This window comes from Paraburkholderia sp. (assembly GCF_004298475.1).
Lineage (GTDB): Bacteria > Pseudomonadota > Gammaproteobacteria > Burkholderiales > Burkholderiaceae > Paraburkholderia > Paraburkholderia denitrificans.
In genome coordinates, this window is the sequence record NZ_SCRP01000007.1 from 64,104 (window position 1) to 84,875 (window position 20,772).

Below are 20,772 nucleotides of genomic sequence, written 5' to 3' on the forward strand. Positions count from 1 at the left end.
GGGTAAAAATGCGGGCAAAAAATACGGGGTAAAAAAAAACCGCCAGGTTCGCTGGCGGTTTTTCGTGTATTCGGGTCTTGCACGTGCAATCAACCCTCTCGATCCGCCAGCGGTCTGAGATGCCAGTAAAAGCTAAAGTAAAACTGGTTGGCGAACATGGCGGACTGCGTTCCGGAACGTGAGGTTCGTCGAAAAGGTTAGCCGACTTTATAACCCGATCGAGTTGACACTGACAAGTGGTGCGGCGCAAAAACGCGGTATTCGCGCGGTAATTGTGAACCAGACGCGGAATTCTCGCATCCGGATGCACAATTTCCGCGTTACCGTGCATGGACTCAAACGGTGCCGCCGACGGTCATGCGGTCGATGCGCAGCGTCGGCTGGCCGACGCCCACCGGCACGCTCTGGCCTTCCTTGCCGCACACGCCCACGCCCGAGTCGAGTTTCATGTCGTTGCCGATCATGCTCACGTACTTGAGCGACTCGGGGCCGCTGCCGATCAGCGTCGCGCCCTTCACCGGATACGTGACCTTGCCGTTCTCGATCATGTACGCCTCGGAGGCCGAAAACACGAACTTGCCGTTCGTGATGTCGACCTGACCGCCGCCGAAGTTCACCGCATAGAGGCCGTTCTTCACCGAAGCGATGATCTCCTGCGGATCCTTGTCGCCGTTGAGCATGTAGGTGTTCGTCATGCGCGGCATCGGCAGCGCGGCGTACGACTCGCGGCGCGCGTTGCCGGTCACCGGCATCTTCATCAGGCGCGCATTGAGCGAATCCTGGATGTAGCCCTTCAGGATGCCGTCTTCGATCAGCGTCGTGCACTGCGTCGGATTGCCTTCGTCGTCGATGTTGAGCGAGCCGCGGCGGTTCGGCAGCGTGCCGTCGTCCACGACCGTCACGCCCTTCGCGGCGACCCGTTCGCCGATGTGTCCCGCGAATGCCGACGAGCCCTTGCGGTTGAAGTCGCCCTCGAGCCCGTGGCCGATTGCCTCGTGCAGCAGCACGCCGGGCCAGCCCGGTCCGAGCACGACAGTCATCGCGCCCGCAGGCGCCGGGCGCGCTTCCAGATTGACGAGCGCCGCGTGAACGGCGTCGTCCACGTATTTCGAGAGCACGTCGTCGGAGAAGTAGCCGTAGTCGAAGCGTCCGCCGCCGCCGCCGTTGCCGATCTCGCGGCGGCCGTTCTGCTCGGCGATCACCGTCACCGACACGCGCACGAGCGGGCGGATGTCCGCCGCGAGCACACCGTCGCTGCGCGCGACGAGCACCACGTCGTATTCGCCCGCCAGCGCTGCCATCACCTGCGTGATGCGCGGATCGCGGCTGCGCGCCATCTGCTCGACGCGTTCGAGCAGCTTGACCTTTTCGGTGGCTTCGAGCGAGCTGAGCGGATCGGCCGGCAGATACAGATCGCGGCCCGCGACGCCCTTGAGCGACGTCGCCACCTTGATTTTCTGTTTGCCGCCGCCGGCCTTCGCGATCGAGCGCGTGGCGATGGCGGCCTGGCGGATCGCCTCGGGCGAGAGGTCGTCCGAATACGCGAACGCCGTGCGTTCGCCGGACACGGCGCGCACGCCGACGCCCTGGTCGATGCTGAAACTGCCCGATTTGACGATGCCTTCTTCAAGGCTCCACGCTTCGCTGCGCGTGGTCTGGAAGTAGAGGTCGGCGTAGTCGACGCGATGCGTGAAGATCTCGCCGAGCGTGCGCGTGAGCACCGCCTCGTCGAGGCCGTAGGGCGCGAGGAGCAGGTCCTTCGCGGTCGCCAGATTGCGAGCGCCCTGGAGGAAATCCCCTCGGGGGATGCCGGGTTCGATGATGTTCATGCGTGCGATGCGTGCGGTATGGAAAGTCCGATAGGGTAGATTCGGGCGGGGCGCCGCTTTATCAAGCCGGGCTGCCGGTGCGCCGTTGGTCTGGTCGTTTTTGTCGTTTCAGTGCGCTCAGTTGCAGTCGAGCACGCGATGCCGCCACGCGGGCAGGCTGGCGCGCACGGCGGCGATGCGCTCGAGGTCGATGTCGCCCGCCACGACGCCGCAGCCCTCGTCGAGCACGTCCATCACTTCGCCCCACGGGTCGATCAGCATGCTGTGACCCCAGGTGCGGCGACCGTTCTCGTGCTGCCCGCCTTGCGCGGCGGCCAGCACGTAGCACTGGTTTTCGATGGCGCGGGCGCGCAACAGCGTCTGCCAGTGGGCGCGGCCCGTCGTATACGTGAACGCCGACGGCACCACCATCAACGCGCAATCGCCCATGCGGCGGTACAGCTCGGGAAAGCGCAGATCGTAGCAGACGGACAGGCCGACACGGCCAAAAGGCGCATCGAACGTGCGCACCGCGCTGCCTGGGCGGATCGTGCGCGCTTCGTCGTACGATTCCGCGCCTCGTTCGAAGCTGAACAGGTGGATCTTGTCGTAGCGCGCGACTTCCTCGCCGCGCGGGTCGAAAACGAGCGTCGTGTTGAGCACGCGGTTTTCGTCCGGAGCCGGGCCGGCCGCGAGGAGCGGCAATGTGCCGCCGATCACCCAGACCCGATGTTGCGCCGCCATATCGGCGAGAAAACGCTGGATCGGTCCGTCGCGCCAGGGCTCGCGGACCTTCAGCTTGTCGCTGTCCCTGTAGCCCATGAAGCAGAAATATTCGGGCAGCAACACGAGCTGCGCGCCGTTTGCGGCCGCCTCGGCGATCAGGCGCCCGGCTTCGGCGAGATTGCGCTCGGGCTCGGGCGTGCTGACCATCTGCAGTGCGGCGACGCGAAACGGCGAAATGGGGGAAAGACTCATCGACGGATCTTGAACTGGCTCTGAAACGAGGCCGCGCAAGGCGGCTGGATGGCTGGCACGGCAGGCGAGGCCGGGTGCCACGTCGGCCAGCACGGCGGGCGTGGCACCCGGCCTCGGCTACGGCGCGGATCACTTCGCGGTGGCGGGCGTCAGCGGGTTCATCTTACCCTGATCGCCGCGCAGCCGCTCGACGTGCGGTTTGGACCACGGCCCCGTAATCGTGTAGTCGAGCGTGAACGCCGTTTCGATCGTCCGGGACAGCGCGATATCGGCGGCCAGGGCGCCGAGGCCGATCACCGGATTGACCACCGCCGCCGCAATGACCCCCGCGCCCGCGCTGAGTGTCGGCACGACATGAACATGCAGATCCTGAGTCTGGTGCACGAGATCCACGGTGCCGGTCATCCGGGCGCGGGCCGGTGCGGCGACGAGCTTGAAATCGTCGGTGCGGCCGATGCCGTCCTCGATCCGGCTCGTTCCCGTGAAGCTCGTGAAGGGCAGGCCTTCGCCGATCACGTCGCGGAAATCCATGGTCGCGAAGCGCGCGACACTCTGCAGGCTCAGCACGCCGAGGAGTCTCGCCACGCCCGGATCGACGCGCAGGATCTGGCCGTGGCGCAGATCGGCCGCGAGGCTGCCGTTGAGCGACGGGTAATCGATCTTCGTCGGGCCGCCGTGCCAGGCCACCTTGCCCGAGAGCGTGCCTTCGCCGCCCTTGAGCGTGCCCGGCATGCCCGCGCGTTCGAGCAGCGCGCCCGCGTCCGTGACGTCGAGGCGGAAGTCGAGTGCGGTGCGGCGCGGCGTCGGCATCTCCATGTCCGGGCCGATGTCGCCGACCGTGCGCCAGTTCCCCGTGGCGCTCAGGTGCGCGGCCGGGTTGGTGATGTCGAGTGCGTCGAGCTGCCAGACCGGCACGCCGTTTTCGTCGAAATTGTGCGCGTTGACCTGCAGGCGGCCGAAGTCGTGGCCGCGCACGATCAGCTGGTTCACGACGAGGTCGACCGCGGGCATGTTCTGCACCGGCGCCGAGATCGCCTGGCCGAGCAGGTCGTTTTCGGTGGCCGCGGGCACGACGAGGCGTGCGAGGCGCGCTTCGAGCGTGCCGGGCGATCCGGGGATGGCGCCGGGTTTCCACGAGAGGTGGCCGGAGACCTGGTTCGACGCGAGGTTCGCCTGCCAGTCCCGGCCGCTGCGCGTGGCGCCGACGACGACGTTTTCCCAGTGGCGCTTGAGCAGCGTGAGCGTGCCGACGTGGACCGCGAAGCGCGACGGCACGTATTGCGCGAACGCGCCGCCCGGCATGAGCTGGGCGACGGCTGACGAAGCGGCGTCTGCGGGTGCGGCGGACGTAGCCGCGTTCACGCCCGAAGTACCAGTTGCACCAGCGGCAGCACCAGCGGCAGCACCAGCGGCAGCACCAGCACCAGCACCAGCACCAGCACCAGCACCAGCACCAGCACCAGCACCAGCACCAGCACCAGCACCAGCAGCAGTCGAAGCGCCTACGCCCGATGCCCCGCGAATCTCCAGCACGACGCGCCGCCAGGCATCGGCGTCGAAGGCGGGCATGTCGATGGCTGCGATCACCCCTTCCTGAGGCAATTCCAGAGGCCGGTTCATCGCAATCGCCCCGCGCACCACGTCCGGCACATGCCCCGGGGCGCGCCGCAGCACGTAGCGCGCGACGAGCGGACCGAGCGTCACGTCCGCGTGCTCGAACGGCGCAGGATTTCCCGCGTCGCTGCCGTCGCCCGCGCCGGGCTGCAGTTCGGCGCGCAGCGGCATCGGCGTTCCGGCGGCCTTGCCGAACGGCGCGGGCAGGTCGAGCGCGAGGTCGGTCAGGTCCGAACTCGCCTTCACGTCCGGCAGATGGCCCCGCGTGCCGCGCACGGCGAGCGTGTACGGCGCCTGTCCGCTCATGCGGCCGAGCACGGCCGCCGCCGTGCCGTGCAGATCCAGCCTGCGCGCGGCATCGACGGCGACGTTGCCCGCCACATTGAGCGCGTAGCGGCCGTTTTCGCGCAGCCCGCCATTCGCGCTCAGCGCGCCGCCGAGAAAACGTGCCGTCAGCCGGTCGGACTGCGCGCTGCGGTTGGTGAAACGCAGACGCCCGGTGAGGTTCGAAACCGGCGGGATGTTCTCGAACGCAAGCTGGTTGCCCTCGAAACCGATCGCGCCCTCGGCGCGCACCGGCGGCCTCGGTATGCGCGGGATGATCAGCGTGAGCGCGAGCGTCGCCGGTCCTTGCGCGCGCACCTTCTCGCCCACGTGCTTCGACATGTAGCCAAGCGAGCTCTTGTTCGCGTAGTCGAGCAGGTCCGCGAGCGGCCCGCGGCCATTGCCCGCGATGACGAGATCGGAGCCTTTCGTGCCGAGGTCGTCGATGCGGCCGTTCACGTCGCGCAACACGAAGCTGCGATAGCGGCCACGCGCGACGTCGAAGCGCAGCTTGTTTTCCTGCAGCCGGAACACGCCGTCGATGTCGGTGAACGCGGGCCACACGCTCGGCATGCCGTTGCGCATCCTGTGCGGCGGGAACGGCGAGGGGTCGAAGCGGCCGCCGGTAAACGGCGCGACGATGCGGAACTGGCCCGCATCGGGCACGCGCGAATAGGGGAACTGGGCCAGGTCGCCGTGGACCACGATCGTGGCGCTCCGCGAGATGCCCGCTTGCAGACCATGGCCGAGATAGTTGCGCGTGTGCTCGTTCATGCTCGTCGGCAGGTAGCGCGGAATCGCCTTGACCTGCGCCCGCGCGAAATCGGCCTTCAGGTCGAGCGTGCCGCGTCCGTGGCCCGGATTTTCGTAACGCGCCGTCATCGTCGCGCTCGCGTCTTCGTTCTCGACGCCTAGCCTGGAGACATCGACTTCGAACCCCTTGTGCGTGTCGCCCGGCTTGCGCTGGTCCGCGACCGTCCACTTCGCCGCGCCGTAGAGCCGGTCGAAGGTGAGGCGCGGATTGTCGAACACGCCCGGCAGCGTCACGGCGGCGCTCGCGGCGTCGAGCCGGATCGTGCCGTGCTTTTCGTCGGCGTCGATATGGCCCCAGAGGTTCTCGAAACCGGGCAGGCCCGCGCGCGGGTGGCCGTGCGGCGTGAGGCCCGGCCCCGGCTCCTGGGCCGCCACGCTGATGCCCTGAAGGTCCGCCTTGAAGCGGTAGCGGATCACCGGCTCGATGCCCTTTGCGCGCTGCTCGGCGACGGCTTCGCCCGATTGCGGCGCGGCGCGCTCGAGCGCCAGGTCGTAGTCGGCGACAAGCCCCTGCGGATTGAAGCGCAGCAGCGCATCGAGCACGCGGCCCGGCAGCGGCAGCGCGCGCATGAATTCGGCGAGGATGCCGAGGTCGATGCGGTCGCCCGACACGCTCAGCAACTGGCCGTGCTGGAGCGACTGCTGGCGAAAGCGCCCGTCGAGCGTCGTGAGCGCGAGCGTGCGCACGAGCGGCGTGCCGTCGCCGAGCGGCGGCTGGCCGAGTTCCGCGTGGAAATCGCGCAGTTGCAGCGTGAAGTCGTTGGGCTCCGCGCCCGCGCCCACGCGCCACCCGAAGTGCGCGACCGGCAAATCGAGGCGCGGCTGGGTCGGGCGCACCTGCAACGCGATGTCGGTGCCGTCGAGCACGCCGTTCGCGAAGATCAGCCGCCCCGAGCCGAAGTGCGCCCAGATCGCGTTGTCGATGCGGCCCGCGAAGGTGGCGATCGGCAGGTGGACGTAGCGGGCGAGCGTCGGCAGATCGACCGGCCCGGTCGAGAGGTACGCGTTGCCGCTCCAGTCGGCGGGCTTGCCGGCCTGCGAGTAGCGCGCATGCGTGAAGTGCGCGCGGAAGTCGAGCGGACCGTGGAACACCGTGCCCTCGCTCGGCGCCTGGAGCGCGATGCGGTGGTCGTAGCCGTCGTTGAGAATCGCGAGGCGGATGTCGTGCAGCGCGAGTTCGGGCGCGTTGCGCGTCGCGTCGTGCCAGCGCAGCGTGCCGCCGCGCAGCACGATGGCCTGCTGGCGCATGAGCCAGGTCGTGAAGGTGGCGTTGCCCGTGTGGGCGGTCGGCACGGGCACGCCCGCGACCGTGAGCGTGCCGTCGTCCTCGCGGGCGAGCAGCACGTCGGGACGCTCGACGATGACGCTCGACAGCAGCGGCTCGAAGCTCACGAGCGAGCGCCACGAGACTGTCGCGGTGGCGTGCGGGACGTTGAGCGCGATGGCGCCGTGGCGGTCGCGGATCGTGAGGCCGGTGATGTCGATGCCGGGCTGGAAGCCGAGCCAGTGCGGCGCGAGCTTGCCGATGCGGAAATCGGCGTGGATCTTCCCGGAGACGAGGGCTTCGATGCGCGGCCGGAAATTGTCGACCTGCGGCAGCACGATGTAGCGCAGCCCGAGCAGCAGCGCGGCGACGATGAAATAGAGGACGAGCGCAACCGCTGCGAGCACGCGCAGCGTGTGGCGAAGCACCGGGTGATGGTGCGCGGGCGCATCCGGGGGTGTCCGGCTGGCATGTCCGGTTTGACGCGGACCGGCGGGATCGTTTCGCTCGGACATGCTGCTGCGGGTGCGGTGTGGTAGCGTTGCGTTCTGACCACGAAATGTATCACAAGGGGCAGTCGGGCCGACCATCCGGCGATGCCTGGATGCCGGTATCGCGACTTGTTTGCAGTCTTGAGGGCGCGCTTGCCGGCACGCTTGCAGGCGCGCACTTGCGCCGGGTTTTGCGGCTCGCGTCGATGAGCCGCGCCATCGGGCCGTGCGCCTGCGCGTGCACCTGCCCGTGCACCTGCCCGTGCACCTGCCCGTGCACCTGCCGCGCGCGCCGCCGCCGCGCCCTTACCAGGCCCCGAGCAAGCCCCCACCGAGCCAAGCATCCATGACCGACACGTCCCTTCTCAGTGCCCGCTATTCCCGCTACGCGGCGCGCGCGTACGCGGCCCGTCCCGGACTCGCGGAGCAGGTCGCGTCGCTTGCCGCCGAACCGCTTGCGCGCGAGCGCATCGTCGCGCGGCTCGACGCGCTTTGTGCTCAGGCGGGAGGCGGGTCCGGCGCGCCGCTCACCGACGAGCAATTGAAGAAAGCGCTGCGCCAGTTGCGCGTCGAGGTGATCTGCGCGGTGATGGAGCGCGACCTCGGGCGCGTGGCCGACGTCGGCGAAGTCACCGGCACGATGACCGATCTGGCCGAAGTCGCGATCCAGCGCGCGCTCGCGGTCGTCAGCGCCGACCTCGAAACGCTGTTCGGCGAGCCGCGCGGGCCGAACGGCGAGCGTCTCACGTTCGGTGTGGTCGGCATGGGCAAGCTCGGCGGGCGCGAGCTGAACGTTTCATCGGACATCGACCTCATCTTCGTCTACGAGGACGACGGCGAGACCACGGGCGGCGAACGCTCGCCCATCGCGACGCAGGACTTCTTCACCCGCGTGGGCAAGCGCCTGATCGGCGCGCTCAGCGACGTGACGGCCGACGGCTTCGTCTTTCGCGTCGACATGCGGCTGCGGCCGAACGGCGATTCGGGGCCGCTCGTGTGCAGCCTCGGCATGCTTGAAGAGTATTTCTACGTGCAGGGCCGCGAGTGGGAGCGCTACGCGTGGATCAAGGGGCGAATCGTCTCGGAGGAAGAGAGCGAGAGCGCGCTGCGCCTCGTCTCGCAACTCGAAGCGCTCGTGAAGCCGTTCGTCTACCGCCGCTATCTGGACTTCGGCGTGATCGGCGCGATCCGCTCGCTGCACGCGCAGATCCGCCATGAAGCGCAGCGCCGCGCGCGCATGCGTCCCGACAAGGCCGACGACATCAAGCTCGGGCGCGGCGGCATCCGCGAGATCGAGTTCAGCGCCCAGGTGTTCCAGTTGATCCGCGGCGGCCAGGACGCGGGCTTTCGGGTGCGGCCCACGCTTGCCGTGCTCGGCTACGCGGCGGCGCGCGGGCTGATCGCCCCGGACGTCTGCACCGATCTCACACGCGCATACAACTTCCTGCGCGAACTGGAGCACCGGCTGCAATACCGCGACGACGCGCAAACGCACGCCATGCCGGTCGATCCGGCCGAGCGCGCGGCGCTCGCGGGCGCGATGGGCGAGCGCGACTACGCGGCGCTGATGACGACGCTCAACGCGTATCGCGACACGGTGGAGCGCCAGTTCGACCAGATCTTTGCCGACAAGGTGAACGGCGAGAACGGGCGCGCCGCAGGGGAGGACAGCGCGGCCGCGTGGGTGTGGAGCAGCGTGCTCGCTGAGGACGGTGCCGACGACGAACTGCTCGAACGCCTGAACGAGCTTGGCATCGACGACGCCGCGCCGCTGCTGGTGCGGCTGCGCGGGCTGTGGCGGTCGTCGCGTTACGCCGGGCTGCCGGAGAAGAGCCGCGAGCGCTTCGACACCGTGGCGCAGCGCGCGCTCGAAGCCGCGCGTACGCTGGAGCCGCGCGCGCGGCGCGCCGACACGCTCGCGCGCATGTTCGACCTGCTCGATTCGGTGGGCCGGCGCGGCGCCTATCTGGCGCTCCTCACCGAATACCCGGACGCGCTGAGCCGCGTGCTCAAGGTGCTCGGCGCGTCGCGCTGGGCGGCGGGTTATCTGATCCGCCATCCGCAACTGCTCGACGAACTGCTCGACGACGAAGCGATTGCCACGCCGTTCGACTGGCCCGAGTTCTCGCGCCAGTTGCGCGCGCGGCTCGCCGCGGCTGCCGACGTCGAGCAGCAGATGGACCTCTTGCGCCACGCGCACCAGGCCGAAGTGTTCCGCATCCTGTTGAACGACCTGGCGGGCCGGCTTTCGGTGGAGCACGTGAGCGACCGGCTCTCCGAACTCGCCGATGCCGTGCTCGACGTGACCATCGAAACGGTCTGGCAGCAGTTCTCGAAGCGTCACTGCGACGTGCCGCGTTTCGCGGCGATTGCATACGGGAAGCTGGGCGGCAAGGAACTCGGCTATGCCTCGGATCTCGACCTGATCTTCCTCTACGACGACGAGGACGAGCGCGCTTCGGAGGTCTACGCCATGTTCGCGCGCCGCCTGATTTCGTGGCTGACCACGGCGACGGGCGCGGGCACGCTGTTCGACGTCGATCTGCGCCTGCGCCCGAACGGCGAATCGGGGCTGCTCGTCACCGATCTCGACGCGTTCCGCCGCTACCAGTTGCGCGAGGGCGACGCGGCGAACACGGCGTGGGTGTGGGAACACCAGGCGCTCACGCGTGCGCGCTTTTCGGCGGGCGATGCGGCGATCGGCCAGACGTTCGAGGCGATTCGCGTGCAGGTGCTCACCACGCCGCGCGATGCGGCGCCGCTCGCGAAAGAGATCGTCGAGATGCGTCAGCGCGTGGAGGACGGCCATCCGAACCGCACCGAACGCTTCGACCTGAAGCACGACCGCGGCGGCATGGTGGACATCGAGTTTCTCGTGCAGTACTGGGTGCTGCTGCACGCTGCTGAGGATGCCGAACTGATCCGCAATACGGGCAACATCGCGCTGCTGCGCGAGGTGTCGCGCGTCGGGCTGATGAGCGAGGAAGAGGCCGATACGATCGGCTCGGCGTACCGGCTCTATCGCAAGCTGCAGCACCAGTTGCGGCTCGACGGCATGGAGGTGGCGCGCGTCGAGCCGGAGCGCGTGGAGGCCGAGCGCCATGCCGTGCTCGCGTTGTGGAAGCGGGTATTCGGCTGATACGGCCGATACGGCCGATTACAGTCGGCTTCGGCCAACCACGGCTGACGCCGCGCGCTTTGGCGCGGCACCGGAGCCCAACGCTCGCAAACGCTTAAGCCGCCAGCATTTCCCTGGCGTGACGCCGTGTCGTGGCGGTGATTTCGAGCCCGCCCAGCATGCGCGCAACTTCCTCGACGCGCCCGGGCTTGTCGAGCGGCGTGACGAGCGAGAGCGTGCCGCCGTTGCCGTCGCCGGACTTCGAGACCTGGAAGTGGTGATCGCCGCGCGCGGCGACTTGCGGCAGGTGCGTGACGCACAGCACCTGACGCTCGCGCCCGAGCTGATGGAGGAGCCGTCCGACCACTTCCGCGACGCCGCCGCCGATGCCGGTGTCGACTTCGTCGAAGATCAGCGTCGGCGTGAGGCTCGCGGCGCTCGCGATCACGGCGAGCGCGAGACTGATCCGCGCAAGCTCGCCGCCCGAGGCGATCTTGGCGAGCGGCCGCAGCGGCACGCCCGCGTGGCCGGCCACGCGAAATTCGATCTGCTCCAGACCGTGCGCGCCGCCACCCGTGCTGCGCGTGCCGTCGGCGGCATTCGCCGCATTGGTGATGGGCACGAGCGCGACTTCGAAACTGCCGCCCGCCATCGAGAGTTCCTGCATGCCTTGCGTGACCGCCGCACCGAGCGCGTGCGCGGCGTGCGCGCGCGCCTTTGACAGCTGCTTCGCTTCGATCAGATACGCCTCGTGGGCGCGTTCCGCTGCGGCGCGCAGGCCGTCGAGGTCGGCGGCGGCGTCGAGCGTCGCGAGTTGCGCGCGCCGTGCGGCGTGTTCTTCGGGCAGCGTCTCGGCCTGCAGACGGAACTTGCGCGCCGCCGAGTGGAGCGCTTCAAGACGCTTTTCCACCTGCGCGAGCCGGTCCGGGTCGAGTTCGAGCCGCTGCGCGTAGTGCGAGAGCGAGTAGGCGGCTTCCTGCAACTGGATCGCCGCCGGTTCGAGTGCGGCGAGCGCGTCGCCGAGCGCCGGGTCGATCTCCGCGAGATCGCGCAGCTTCGAGACGACCGAGTTCAGGTGCGAGATCATCGCCTCGTCCGACTCGGAGAGCGCCGCGAGCGCACCCTGGACGCCGTCGATCAGATTGGCCGAATGCGAGAGCCGCCGATGCTCGGCGTTGACTTCCTCCCACTCGCCCGGCTGCGGCGCGAGCTTGTCGAGTTCCGCAAGCTGCCAGGCGAGCCGTTCGCGTTCGAGCTGCAGTTCGCGGTCGCGCGACTGCGCGGTTTCGACGGCCTGGCGCGCGTCGCGCGCGGTGCGCCATGCGCGCATGACGGCGGCGGCGAGGCCGGTGAGGCCCGCGTGCGTATCGAAGAGTTCGCGTTGCGCGTCGGGGCGCATCAGCAACTGGTGCGCGTGCTGGCCGTGGATGTCCACGAGCATTTCGCCCACTTCGCGCAACTGCGTGAGCGTGGCCGGCGTGCCGTTGATGAACGCGCGCGAGCGTCCGCCGCTGTCCACCACGCGCCGCAGCATCACGATGTCGTCGCCGTCGGGGCTCGCGAGCGCGTGCTCGTCGAGCCAGGCGGCGACCTGCGGCGGCGTGTCGAATTCGGCGGTGATGTCGGCGCGCGTCTCGCCCGTGCGCACGACGCCCGCGTCGGCGCGCTCGCCGAGCGTGAGCGCGAGCGCATCGATCAGGATGGATTTGCCCGCGCCGGTCTCGCCGGAAAAGACGGAAAAGCCGTTGTCGAATTCGAGGTCGAGCGCCGCGACGATCACGAAGTCGCGAATCGAGAGATGGCGGAGCATGGGTGCGCTGGATTCCGGCTGCTGGCGGTTCGAGTGGATTGAGCGGATGGTCGGGCGGTCAGTCTTCGGCGTCGTCCTGCAGTGACGGATGTTCGTTCCAGTGGAGCTTTTTGCGCAGCGTCGCGTAATAGCTGTAGCCGACCGGATGCAGGAACGGCACGATGTGGCGCGAGCGGCGCACCTCGATCACGTCGCCGAGTTCGAGCGCCGTGAACGACTGCATGTCGAAATTCACGTTGACGTCGCGGCCCGCGACGATCTGGATGCTGACCTTGCAGTCGTCGGGCAGCACGATCGGGCGGTTCGAGAGCGCGTGCGGTGCGATCGGCACGAGCACGATGCCGCGCAGCGTCGGATGCAGGATCGGCCCTTGCGACGAGAGCGCGTAGGCGGTCGAGCCCGTGGGCGTGGCGACGATCAGGCCGTCCGAGCGCTGGTTGTACATGAAGCGGCCGTCGACGTTCACGCGCAGTTCCGCCATGCCCGAAAAGCCGCTGCGGTTCACGACGACGTCGTTGAACGCGAGCGCGTGGTAGATCGGTTCGCCGTCGCGCGTGATGCGCGACTCCAGCAGCGCGCGCTCCTCGCGTTCGTAGTGACCGGCGAGCAGCTGCGGCACGATTTCCTGCATGTCCGAGAAGGGAATGTCGGTGATGAAGCCGAGCCGCCCGTGGTTGATGCCGATGAGCGGCGTGTGGAACGGCGCGAGCTGGCGGCCGATGCCGAGCATCGTGCCGTCGCCGCCCAGCACGACGGCGACGTCCGCGCGCGCGCCGATCTCGGCGGGCTGGAGCGCCGGGTAACCGCTTGCGCCGATCTCGGCGGCTGTCTGGGCTTCGAATACCACCTCGGAACCGAGCTTCGAGATGGTCTGTGCGAGCGCGATCAGCGGCTCGCCGATGCCCTGCGTGTTGCTGCGGCCGACGAGCGCAACGGTCTTGAACTGGCTGTGAATCTTCTGGGTCTGCATGGCGGCATTACACCATAGTCAGGTCATGAAAAGAACATGGCGGCGCGGGTGTCGGACCTGCGTTTGCCCCGGTGGCAGCCCCGGGGCAGACGCGCCAGGGGCGTGCAGGCAGCGGCGCCTCGCGCATTTCCCGATGAAATCGGTGACGCCGTGATGACAGCGCTGCACGCCGCTGGACAGCCGTCGCGCGGGCGACATGCCGGGGAGGGCGCGGCCGGGCGCGCACTCGCCGTCTTAGCGCCATTAGGCTAAAATTTTCCGTCATGCTAGATCCTCGCGCACAAACCCTCCTCAAGACGCTGATCGAGCGCTACATCGCCGAAGGTCAGCCGGTCGGTTCGCGCACGCTTTCGCGCTACTCGGGCCTGGAGTTGAGCCCGGCGACGATCCGCAACGTCATGTCGGATCTGGAGGAGCTGGGGCTGGTGTCGAGCCCGCACACGTCGGCGGGGCGCGTGCCCACGCCGCGCGGCTACCGTTTGTTCGTGGACACGATGCTCACCGTCGAGCATGCCGCCGACGACGAGGCCGTCACCCGCGCGGTCAAGACCACGCTGCGTCCGGGCGAGCCGCAGAAGGTGGTGGCCGCCGCCGCGAGCGTGCTGTCGAACCTGTCGCAGTTCGCGGGCGTCGTGCTGACGCCGCGGCGCAGCCACATATTCAAGCAGATCGAGTTCATGCGCCTGTCCGACAAGCGCATCCTGCTCATCATCGTGACGCCCGAAGGCGACGTGCAGAACCGCATCATGGCGACGCAGCGCGACTTCACGCCGTCCGAGCTCATCGAAGCCTCGAATTACATCAACGCACATTTCGCGGGCCTCTCGTTCGACGAAGTGCGCCAGCGCTTGCGCGAGGAAATCAACGCGCTGCGCGGCGACATGACCACGCTCATGCACGCGGCGGTGACGGCGAGCACCGACATCACCGATACCGGCGAGACCGTGCTGATCTCGGGCGAGCGCAACCTGCTCGAAGTGGCCGACCTGTCCTCCGACATGGCGCGGCTGCGCAAGCTCTTCGACGTGTTCGACCAGAAAACGAGCCTGCTGCAGCTGCTCGACGTGTCGAGCCACGCGCAGGGCGTGCAGATCTTCATCGGCGGCGAGTCGAACCTCGTGCCGATCGAGGAGATGAGCGTCGTCACCGCGCCGTACGAAGTGAACGGCAAGATCGTGGGCACGCTCGGCGTGATCGGCCCGACGCGCATGGCGTATAACCGCGTGATTCCCATTGTCGACATTACCGCGCGCCTCCTTTCGCTCACGCTCAGCCAGAACTGAGCACGCCTTCATCATCCGGCAAGCGCGCGCCGCGCGCCATCGGCCGAATGGCCGGGTGGGCGGGCACGACCCGGCCGCTATAATGTCTGCTTTGTGCAACCGTTGCTGCGTTCGCGCGCGGCGCAACTGATCACCCATGCGTTTCGATCTGGAACGGCCCCTGCAGTCCGCGCTCGCGCATCGTGTCGCGGTGCTGCTCATCAATCTGGGCACGCCCGATGCGCCCACGCCGCGCGCCGTGCGCCGCTACCTGGTGCAGTTCCTGTCCGATCCGCGCGTGGTCGAGATTCCCGCGCCCGTCTGGCAGGTCATCCTGCGCGTGATGATCCTGCCGTTTCGCAGCAGTTCGTCGGCGAAGAAATACGCAACCATCTGGACGCCCGAGGGCTCGCCGCTGCGCGTTCACACGCAGAAGCAGACCGACGGCCTGCGCCATCTGCTGCACGCGAACGACTACCCGGTGATCGTCGATCACGCGATGCGCTACGGCGCGCCGGATATCCCCGCGATCCTGAACCAGCTCAAGCTCGCAGGCGCGGAGCGCATCCTGCTCGTGCCCATGTATCCGCAGTATTCGTCGTCCACCACGGCCACCGCGTTCGACGCCGTATTCGCCGCGCTGCGCCGCATGCGCAACCAGCCGGAAATCCGCACGGTGCGCGCGTATCACGACCATCCTGCCTATATCGCGGCGCTCGCCGCCCAGGTCCACCAGTACTGGCATGCGCATGGCCGGCCCGATTTCGCGGCCGGCGACCGGCTCGTGCTGAGCTTTCACGGCGTGCCGAGCCGCACGCTCGATCTCGGCGACCCGTATCACGACCAGTGCCAGCAAACCGCCTCGCTGCTCATGCACGCGCTCGAACTGACGCCGGTGGAGTGCCGCGTCACGTTCCAGTCGCGTTTTGGCCGTGCGAAGTGGCTCCAGCCCTATACGGCGCCCACGCTGCGCGAACTCGGCCAGGGCGGCGTGCGCCGCGCGGACGTCTTCTGCCCCGGCTTTACCGCCGACTGCCTCGAAACGATCGAGGAAATCGGCATGGAAGTGCGCGACGAATTCCTGGGCGGCGGCGGCAAGGAGTTTCACCGCATTCCGTGCCTGAATGCGTCGACGGCCTGGATTGCCGCGCTCGGCGAAATCGTTGCGCAAAACCTCCAGGGCTGGCCGGTCCAGGCCGCTTTGCCCGCGGGCGCAGTCGCGTGAGAGATTGCGTGAGAAATTGCATGAGCGCGCCTGCGTCTGCTGTGGATTCCTCGTATGAACTACAAGATCTCGACTGACCCGTCCGCCCGGCTGCGCATCGACAAGTGGCTGTGGGCGGCCCGTTTCTTCAAGACGCGCTCGCTCGCGTCGGACGCGCTGGGCAAGGGCCGCGTGCGGATCGGCGGCGAGCCCGTGAAGGCGTCGAAGGACGTGCGCGTCGGCGACCTCGTCGAAATCGAGATCGAGCACGTGGTCTGGGAAGTCGAGGTGCTGGGCCTGTGCGACCTGCGCGGCCCGGCGAGCATCGCGCAGACGCTCTATGCGGAGACGGAGACCGGACGCGCGCGGCGCGCAGCCGAACAGGACCGGCGGCGGCTCTTTCGCGAGCCCGCGTCGGCGCTGCACGGCAGGCCGACGAAGCGCGATCGCCGCACTATCGACAAACTTGGGCGTGGGAGTTGAACAACGCGTCCATCGTGGCGTGAATGGCGCCGTATTCCGTCGTGTTGTCGGTCACGGCGCCGGACATGCAGATGGTGGTGGTTCCGGCAATGAGTACCAGTGCGACCACCGCAGTTGCAAAGGTCAGTTTCACGGTACTCCCCCCGGGAGATTGCACGGCGAAATGCACGACGGAACGGCTGGATTGCAGCCAACTCGGTGTGGTGCCCGGCTCGGCAAAAACGTGTTTTGCGCAGGACCTGTTCCTGAGTTTAGGTCAGTGCTGTCGCCCACTCAATTTCATTCTCGCGGCACTGCGTTAATGGTTGTAACGGTGGGTTTCCGTTGCCTTCCGGTGGCGGAAAAAACCCGTGGAAGCCCTTGAAATCGGCGATCCGGCATCCATGTGCATCTGCGATGCGCAAAGCGGGTGTCGCGCCCGAGCAACATGGCGCGAGTCGCCGGGCCGGTGGCCCGAGGCTTTGCTTCCTTTTTTAAATTTCAACGACGTTCAGCGACATGGAAAACACGCAAGAGAACCCGACGAGCCAGAACCCCACGCCCGCGGACGATCCGTCGCAAGCCGCCGGAGCGGCTGCTGCGGACGCAGCGACGCAGGGCGGCGCGGACGCCGAACTCGCACAGGCGCAGGCGAAGGTCGCCGAACTGCAGGATGCGTTCATCCGTGCGAAGGCGGAGACCGAAAACGTGCGCCGCCGTGCGCAGGAAGATGTCCAGAAGGCGCACAAGTTCGCCATCGAGAGCTTCGCCGAGCACCTGCTGCCGGTCGTGGACAGCCTCGAAGCAGCCGTTGCTCACGGCTCGGACGACCTGGCGAAGGTGCGCGAGGGCGTCGAGCTTACGCTCAAGCAACTGACTGGCGCGCTGGAAAAAGGCCGCGTCGTCGCCATCGACCCGGCTGGCGAGAAATTCGATCCGCACCGCCATCAGGCGATTTCGATGGTGCCGTCCGAGCAGGAGGCGAACACCGTCGTCAACGTGCTGCAAAAGGGCTATGTGATCGCCGACCGCGTGCTGCGTCCCGCGCTCGTCACGGTTTCCCAGCCGAAGTAAGCGTAATGAAAGCGCCCGGGCCCGGCCGCGATGGCCGTTGCACGGGCGATTGAAAAAAATTAATGACCGGATAGCGCCCGGGGTCTTGAAAACGCCGCAGTGGCACTTATTTGGGCAGCAGTTCCGGATTGAAGCGGATGGCCGGCGCAGCAGGCGAAAGCCGTCGCGCGAGCGGCGCTCCGCACAGCGACCAAACATTGGAGATTAGATAAACATGGGCAAAATCATCGGTATCGACCTCGGCACCACCAACTCGTGCGTGGCGCTGATGGAAGGCAATCAGGTCAAGGTGATCGAGAACTCGGAAGGCGCCCGCACGACGCCGTCCATCATCGCCTACATGGACGACAACGAAGTGCTGGTCGGCGCGCCGGCCAAGCGCCAGTCGGTCACGAACCCGAAGAACACGCTTTACGCAGTCAAGCGCCTGATCGGCCGCCGCTTCGAAGAAAAGGAAGTGCAGAAGGACATCGGCCTGATGCCCTACAAGATCGTCAAGCACGACAACGGCGACGCGTGGGTCGAAGCGCACGGCTCGAAGCTCGCACCGTCGCAGGTTTCGGCCGAAGTGCTGCGCAAGATGAAGAAGACCGCTGAAGACTACCTCGGCGAGCCGGTCACCGAAGCCGTGATCACGGTTCCCGCGTACTTCAACGACAGCCAGCGCCAGGCAACCAAGGACGCGGGCCGCATCGCCGGTCTGGAAGTCAAGCGCATCATCAACGAGCCGACGGCAGCCGCACTCGCGTTCGGTCTGGACAAGGCCGAAAAGGGCGACCGCAAGATCGCCGTGTTCGACCTCGGCGGCGGCACGTTCGACATCTCGATCATCGAAATCGCGGACGTGGACGGCGAAATGCAGTTCGAAGTGCTCTCGACGAACGGCGACACGTTCCTCGGCGGCGAAGACTTCGACCAGCGCATCATCGATTACATCATCGGCGAGTTCAAGAAGGAGCAGGGCGTCGACCTCTCGAAGGACGTGCTCGCGCTGCAACGCCTGAAGGAAGCCGCTGAAAAGGCCAAGATCGAACTGTCGTCGGGCCAGCAGACCGAAATCAACCTGCCGTACATCACGGCGGACGCCTCGGGTCCGAAGCACCTGAACCTCAAGATCACGCGCGCCAAGCTCGAAGCGCTGGTCGAAGAGCTGATCACGCGCACCATCGAGCCGTGCCGCGTGGCGATCAAGGACGCGGGCGTGAAGGTCGGCGACATCGACGACGTCATTCTCGTCGGCGGCCAGACGCGCATGCCGAAGGTCCAGGAAACGGTGAAGGAGTTCTTCGGCAAGGAACCGCGCCGCGACGTGAACCCGGACGAAGCCGTGGCCGTCGGCGCCGCGATCCAGGGCCAGGTGCTCTCGGGCGACCGCAAGGACGTGCTGCTGCTCGACGTTACCCCGCTCTCGCTCGGCATCGAGACGCTCGGCGGCGTGATGACGAAGATGATCAACAAGAACACCACGATCCCGACGAAACACGCGCAGGTGTATTCGACGGCGGACGACAACCAGTCGGCTGTGACGATCAAGGTGTTCCAGGGCGAACGCGAAATGGCAGCGGGCAACAAGCTGCTCGGCGAGTTCAACCTCGAAGGCATTCCGCCGTCGCCGCGCGGCGTGCCGCAGATCGAAGTGACCTTCGACATCGACGCGAACGGCATCCTGCACGTCGGCGCGAAGGACAAGGCGACCGGCAAGGAAAACAAGATCACCATCAAGGCGAACTCGGGCCTGTCGGAAGCCGAGATCGAGAAGATGGTGAAGGACGCCGAAGCGAACGCGGAAGAAGATCACCGTCTGCATGAGCTGGCCGACGCGCGCAACCAGGGCGACGCGCTCGTTCACAGCACGAAGAAGGCCGTGGCCGAGTACGGCGACAAGATCGATGCGGGCGAGAAGGAAAAGATCGAAGCCGCGCTGAAGGACCTCGAAGACGCGCTGAAGAGCGCGTCGGCGGACAAGGCGGCGATCGACGCGAAGGTCGAGGCGCTGTCGGCAGCATCGCAAAAGCTCGGCGAGAAGATGTACGCCGACATGCAGGCGCAGCAGGCGGGCGCAGCCGGTGCCGCGGGCGCGGCGGCGGGCGGTGCGCAGGAAAGCGCGCAGCAGGCCGACGACGTGGTCGACGCCGATTTCAAGGAAGTCAAGAAAGACTGACGCCAGAGGAACCCGTCCGCTGCAATCGCTTAAAGTAGCGGGCCGCAGCGGCGGGAACCGGCCGCATCGGTTACGATGCGCGCAGTATTTGCACACGCCTGGCGAGCCTCGACGGCTCTCCGGGCACATTTGTTTTTTGGAGCCTGCTCTCGACGGGGGCCGCCGGAAGTGCTGCAACACGGCGATCGAAGGGAGTGGCATACGGGTCACAGACTCCAGCATTCACGAGGAGCCGGTGCGCGCGACCTGACGCGTGGCCGGCGTTGAACCGATATGGCGAAACGGGATTACTACGAGGTTCTGGGCGTTGCGAAGAACGCGAGCGACGACGAAATCAAGAAGGCGTATCGCAAGCTGGCGATGAAGTATCACCCGGACCGCAATCCGGACAGCAAGGATGCGGAAGAGCATTTCAAGGAGGTGAAGGAAGCCTATGAAATGCTCTCGGACTCGCAAAAGCGCGGCGCGTACGACCAGTACGGGCACGCGGGCGTCGATCCGAGCATGGGCGGTGCGGGTGCGCAGGGCTTCGGCGGTTTCGCGGATGCATTCGGCGATATCTTCGGCGACATCTTCGGCCAGGCCGCAGGCGGCGCACGCGGCGCGCGCAGCGGCCCGCAGGTGTACCGCGGCGCGGACCTGCGCTACAGCATGGAGATCACGCTCGACCAGGCGGCGCACGGCTACGAAACGCAGATCCGCGTTCCGGGCTGGAGCGGCTGCGAGGTCTGTCACGGCTCGGGCGCGAAGCCCGGCACCAAGCCGGAAAGCTGCCCGACCTGCCACGGTTCGGGTTCGGTGCGCATGTCGCAGGGCTTCTTCAGCATCCAGCAGACCTGCCCGAAGTGCCACGGCACCGGCTCGTACATTCCCGAGCCCTGCACGAACTGCCACGGCGCGGGCAAGGTGAAGGAAACCAAGACGCTCGAAGTGAAGATTCCCGCGGGCATCGACGACGGCATGCGGATCCGCTCCGCCGGCAACGGCGAGCCGGGCATCAACGGCGGGCCGTCGGGCGATCTCTACGTCGAGATTCACATCAAGTCGCACCCGGTGTTCGAGCGCGACGGCGACGACCTGCACTGCCAGATGCCGATTCCGTTCACGACGGCGGCGCTCGGCGGCGAGATCGAAGTGCCCACGCTGGCGGGCCGCGCGAGCTTCACGGTGCCAGAGGGCACGCAGTCGGGCAAGACGTTCCGTCTGCGCGGCAAGGGCATCAAGGGGCTGCGTTCGAGCATCGCGGGCGATCTGTACGTGCACGTGCAGGTCGAAACGCCGGTCAAGCTCACCGACCAGCAGCGCGATCTGCTCCAGCAGTTCGAGAAGTCGCTGGTGGAAGGCGGCGCGCGTCACAGCCCGCAGAGCAAGAGCTGGTTCGACCGCGTGAAGAGCTTCTTCGACTGAGTTTCAATCGGG

13 protein-coding genes are annotated in these 20,772 nt (G+C 67.3%); 7 read left to right on the forward strand and 6 right to left on the reverse strand.

Going from position 1 to position 20,772, the window contains the following annotated elements; genetic code table 11:
* Positions 1-335 precede the first annotated feature (335 nt).
* The 3 genes from tldD to EPN59_RS03960 form a co-directional block, all read right to left on the reverse strand.
* Positions 336-1,829, reverse strand: a complete 1,494-nt coding sequence (gene tldD / locus EPN59_RS03950; RefSeq protein WP_293045590.1) for a metalloprotease TldD — start codon at positions 1,827-1,829, stop codon at positions 336-338.
* A 117-nt stretch (positions 1,830-1,946) separates the two neighbouring features.
* On the reverse strand, positions 1,947-2,786 hold the full coding sequence (locus tag EPN59_RS03955; RefSeq protein ID WP_293037007.1) for a carbon-nitrogen hydrolase family protein: 840 nt from the start codon (positions 2,784-2,786) through the stop codon (positions 1,947-1,949).
* Positions 2,787-2,915: 129 nt separating this feature from the next.
* On the reverse strand, positions 2,916-7,316 hold the full coding sequence (locus EPN59_RS03960) for an AsmA-like C-terminal region-containing protein (RefSeq protein ID WP_293037005.1): 4,401 nt from the start codon (positions 7,314-7,316) through the stop codon (positions 2,916-2,918).
* Positions 7,317-7,638: 322 nt separating this feature from the next.
* Here EPN59_RS03960 and glnE point away from each other — a divergent pair, with 322 nt between their 5' ends.
* The gene (gene glnE / locus EPN59_RS03965; protein WP_293037003.1) at positions 7,639-10,431 is read left to right on the forward strand and encodes a bifunctional [glutamate--ammonia ligase]-adenylyl-L-tyrosine phosphorylase/[glutamate--ammonia-ligase] adenylyltransferase; all 2,793 of its coding nucleotides are present in this window, start codon (positions 7,639-7,641) and stop codon (positions 10,429-10,431) included.
* Positions 10,432-10,525: 94 nt separating this feature from the next.
* On the opposite strand, the gene recN is transcribed toward glnE, so the two are convergent.
* Together recN and EPN59_RS03975 are read right to left on the reverse strand one after the other, a co-directional pair.
* Positions 10,526-12,220, reverse strand: a complete 1,695-nt coding sequence (recN, locus tag EPN59_RS03970) for a DNA repair protein RecN (RefSeq protein ID WP_293037001.1) — start codon at positions 12,218-12,220, stop codon at positions 10,526-10,528.
* A 58-nt stretch (positions 12,221-12,278) separates the two neighbouring features.
* Positions 12,279-13,190: an NAD kinase gene (locus EPN59_RS03975; protein WP_293036999.1), complete on the reverse strand. Its 912-nt coding sequence runs from the start codon at positions 13,188-13,190 to the stop codon at positions 12,279-12,281.
* Between the two features lie 263 nt (positions 13,191-13,453).
* Between EPN59_RS03975 and hrcA the strand changes: the two genes are divergently transcribed.
* From hrcA to EPN59_RS03990, 3 genes are all read left to right on the forward strand, one after another.
* Entirely contained in the window at positions 13,454-14,473 is a 1,020-nt protein-coding gene (gene hrcA / locus EPN59_RS03980) for a heat-inducible transcriptional repressor HrcA (protein ID WP_293036997.1), read from the forward strand.
* 136 nt (positions 14,474-14,609) lie between these two features.
* A complete protein-coding gene (gene hemH, locus EPN59_RS03985) occupies positions 14,610-15,677 on the forward strand; it encodes a ferrochelatase (RefSeq protein WP_293036995.1) in 1,068 nt (355 codons plus the stop codon).
* A gap of 54 nt (positions 15,678-15,731) precedes the next feature.
* Positions 15,732-16,139 (forward strand): RNA-binding S4 domain-containing protein, encoded by a 408-nt coding sequence (locus EPN59_RS03990; RefSeq protein WP_293036993.1) that lies wholly within the window; start codon positions 15,732-15,734, stop codon positions 16,137-16,139.
* Here EPN59_RS03990 and EPN59_RS03995 read toward each other — a convergent pair.
* Positions 16,111-16,272, reverse strand: a complete 162-nt coding sequence (locus tag EPN59_RS03995) for a hypothetical protein (protein WP_293036992.1) — start codon at positions 16,270-16,272, stop codon at positions 16,111-16,113. The two genes, EPN59_RS03990 and EPN59_RS03995, sit on opposite strands and share 29 nt — an antisense overlap.
* 365 nt (positions 16,273-16,637) lie before the next feature.
* Between EPN59_RS03995 and grpE the strand changes: the two genes are divergently transcribed.
* From grpE to dnaJ, 3 genes are all read left to right on the forward strand, one after another.
* The gene (grpE, locus tag EPN59_RS04000; protein WP_293036990.1) at positions 16,638-17,192 is read left to right on the forward strand and encodes a nucleotide exchange factor GrpE; all 555 of its coding nucleotides are present in this window, start codon (positions 16,638-16,640) and stop codon (positions 17,190-17,192) included.
* Between the two features lie 214 nt (positions 17,193-17,406).
* Positions 17,407-19,353 carry a molecular chaperone DnaK gene (dnaK, locus tag EPN59_RS04005; RefSeq protein ID WP_293036989.1) on the forward strand — a complete coding sequence of 649 codons (1,947 nt, stop codon included), beginning with the start codon at positions 17,407-17,409 and terminating at the stop codon, positions 19,351-19,353.
* Positions 19,354-19,626: 273 nt separating this feature from the next.
* On the forward strand, positions 19,627-20,760 hold the full coding sequence (gene dnaJ, locus EPN59_RS04010) for a molecular chaperone DnaJ (protein WP_293036988.1): 1,134 nt from the start codon (positions 19,627-19,629) through the stop codon (positions 20,758-20,760).
* Positions 20,761-20,772 lie beyond the last annotated feature (12 nt).

What these genes read in the sequence shown, in the direction of transcription:
- hemH (WP_293036995.1), top strand. Translation starts at nt 14,610, where the DNA reads ATGCGTTTCGATCTGGAACGGCCCCTGCAGTCCGCGCTCGCGCATCGT.
- glnE (WP_293037003.1), top strand. Translation starts at nt 7,639, where the DNA reads ATGACCGACACGTCCCTTCTCAGTGCCCGCTATTCCCGCTACGCGGCG.
- EPN59_RS03990 (WP_293036993.1), top strand. Translation starts at nt 15,732, where the DNA reads ATGAACTACAAGATCTCGACTGACCCGTCCGCCCGGCTGCGCATCGAC.
- dnaJ (WP_293036988.1), top strand. Translation starts at nt 19,627, where the DNA reads ATGGCGAAACGGGATTACTACGAGGTTCTGGGCGTTGCGAAGAACGCG.
- grpE (WP_293036990.1), top strand. Translation starts at nt 16,638, where the DNA reads ATGGAAAACACGCAAGAGAACCCGACGAGCCAGAACCCCACGCCCGCG.
- dnaK (WP_293036989.1), top strand. Translation starts at nt 17,407, where the DNA reads ATGGGCAAAATCATCGGTATCGACCTCGGCACCACCAACTCGTGCGTG.
- EPN59_RS03955 (WP_293037007.1), bottom strand. Translation starts at nt 2,786, where the DNA reads ATGAGTCTTTCCCCCATTTCGCCGTTTCGCGTCGCCGCACTGCAGATG.
- EPN59_RS03960 (WP_293037005.1), bottom strand. Translation starts at nt 7,316, where the DNA reads ATGTCCGAGCGAAACGATCCCGCCGGTCCGCGTCAAACCGGACATGCC.
- hrcA (WP_293036997.1), top strand. Translation starts at nt 13,454, where the DNA reads ATGCTAGATCCTCGCGCACAAACCCTCCTCAAGACGCTGATCGAGCGC.
- recN (WP_293037001.1), bottom strand. Translation starts at nt 12,220, where the DNA reads ATGCTCCGCCATCTCTCGATTCGCGACTTCGTGATCGTCGCGGCGCTC.
- tldD (WP_293045590.1), bottom strand. Translation starts at nt 1,829, where the DNA reads ATGAACATCATCGAACCCGGCATCCCCCGAGGGGATTTCCTCCAGGGC.
- EPN59_RS03975 (WP_293036999.1), bottom strand. Translation starts at nt 13,190, where the DNA reads ATGCAGACCCAGAAGATTCACAGCCAGTTCAAGACCGTTGCGCTCGTC.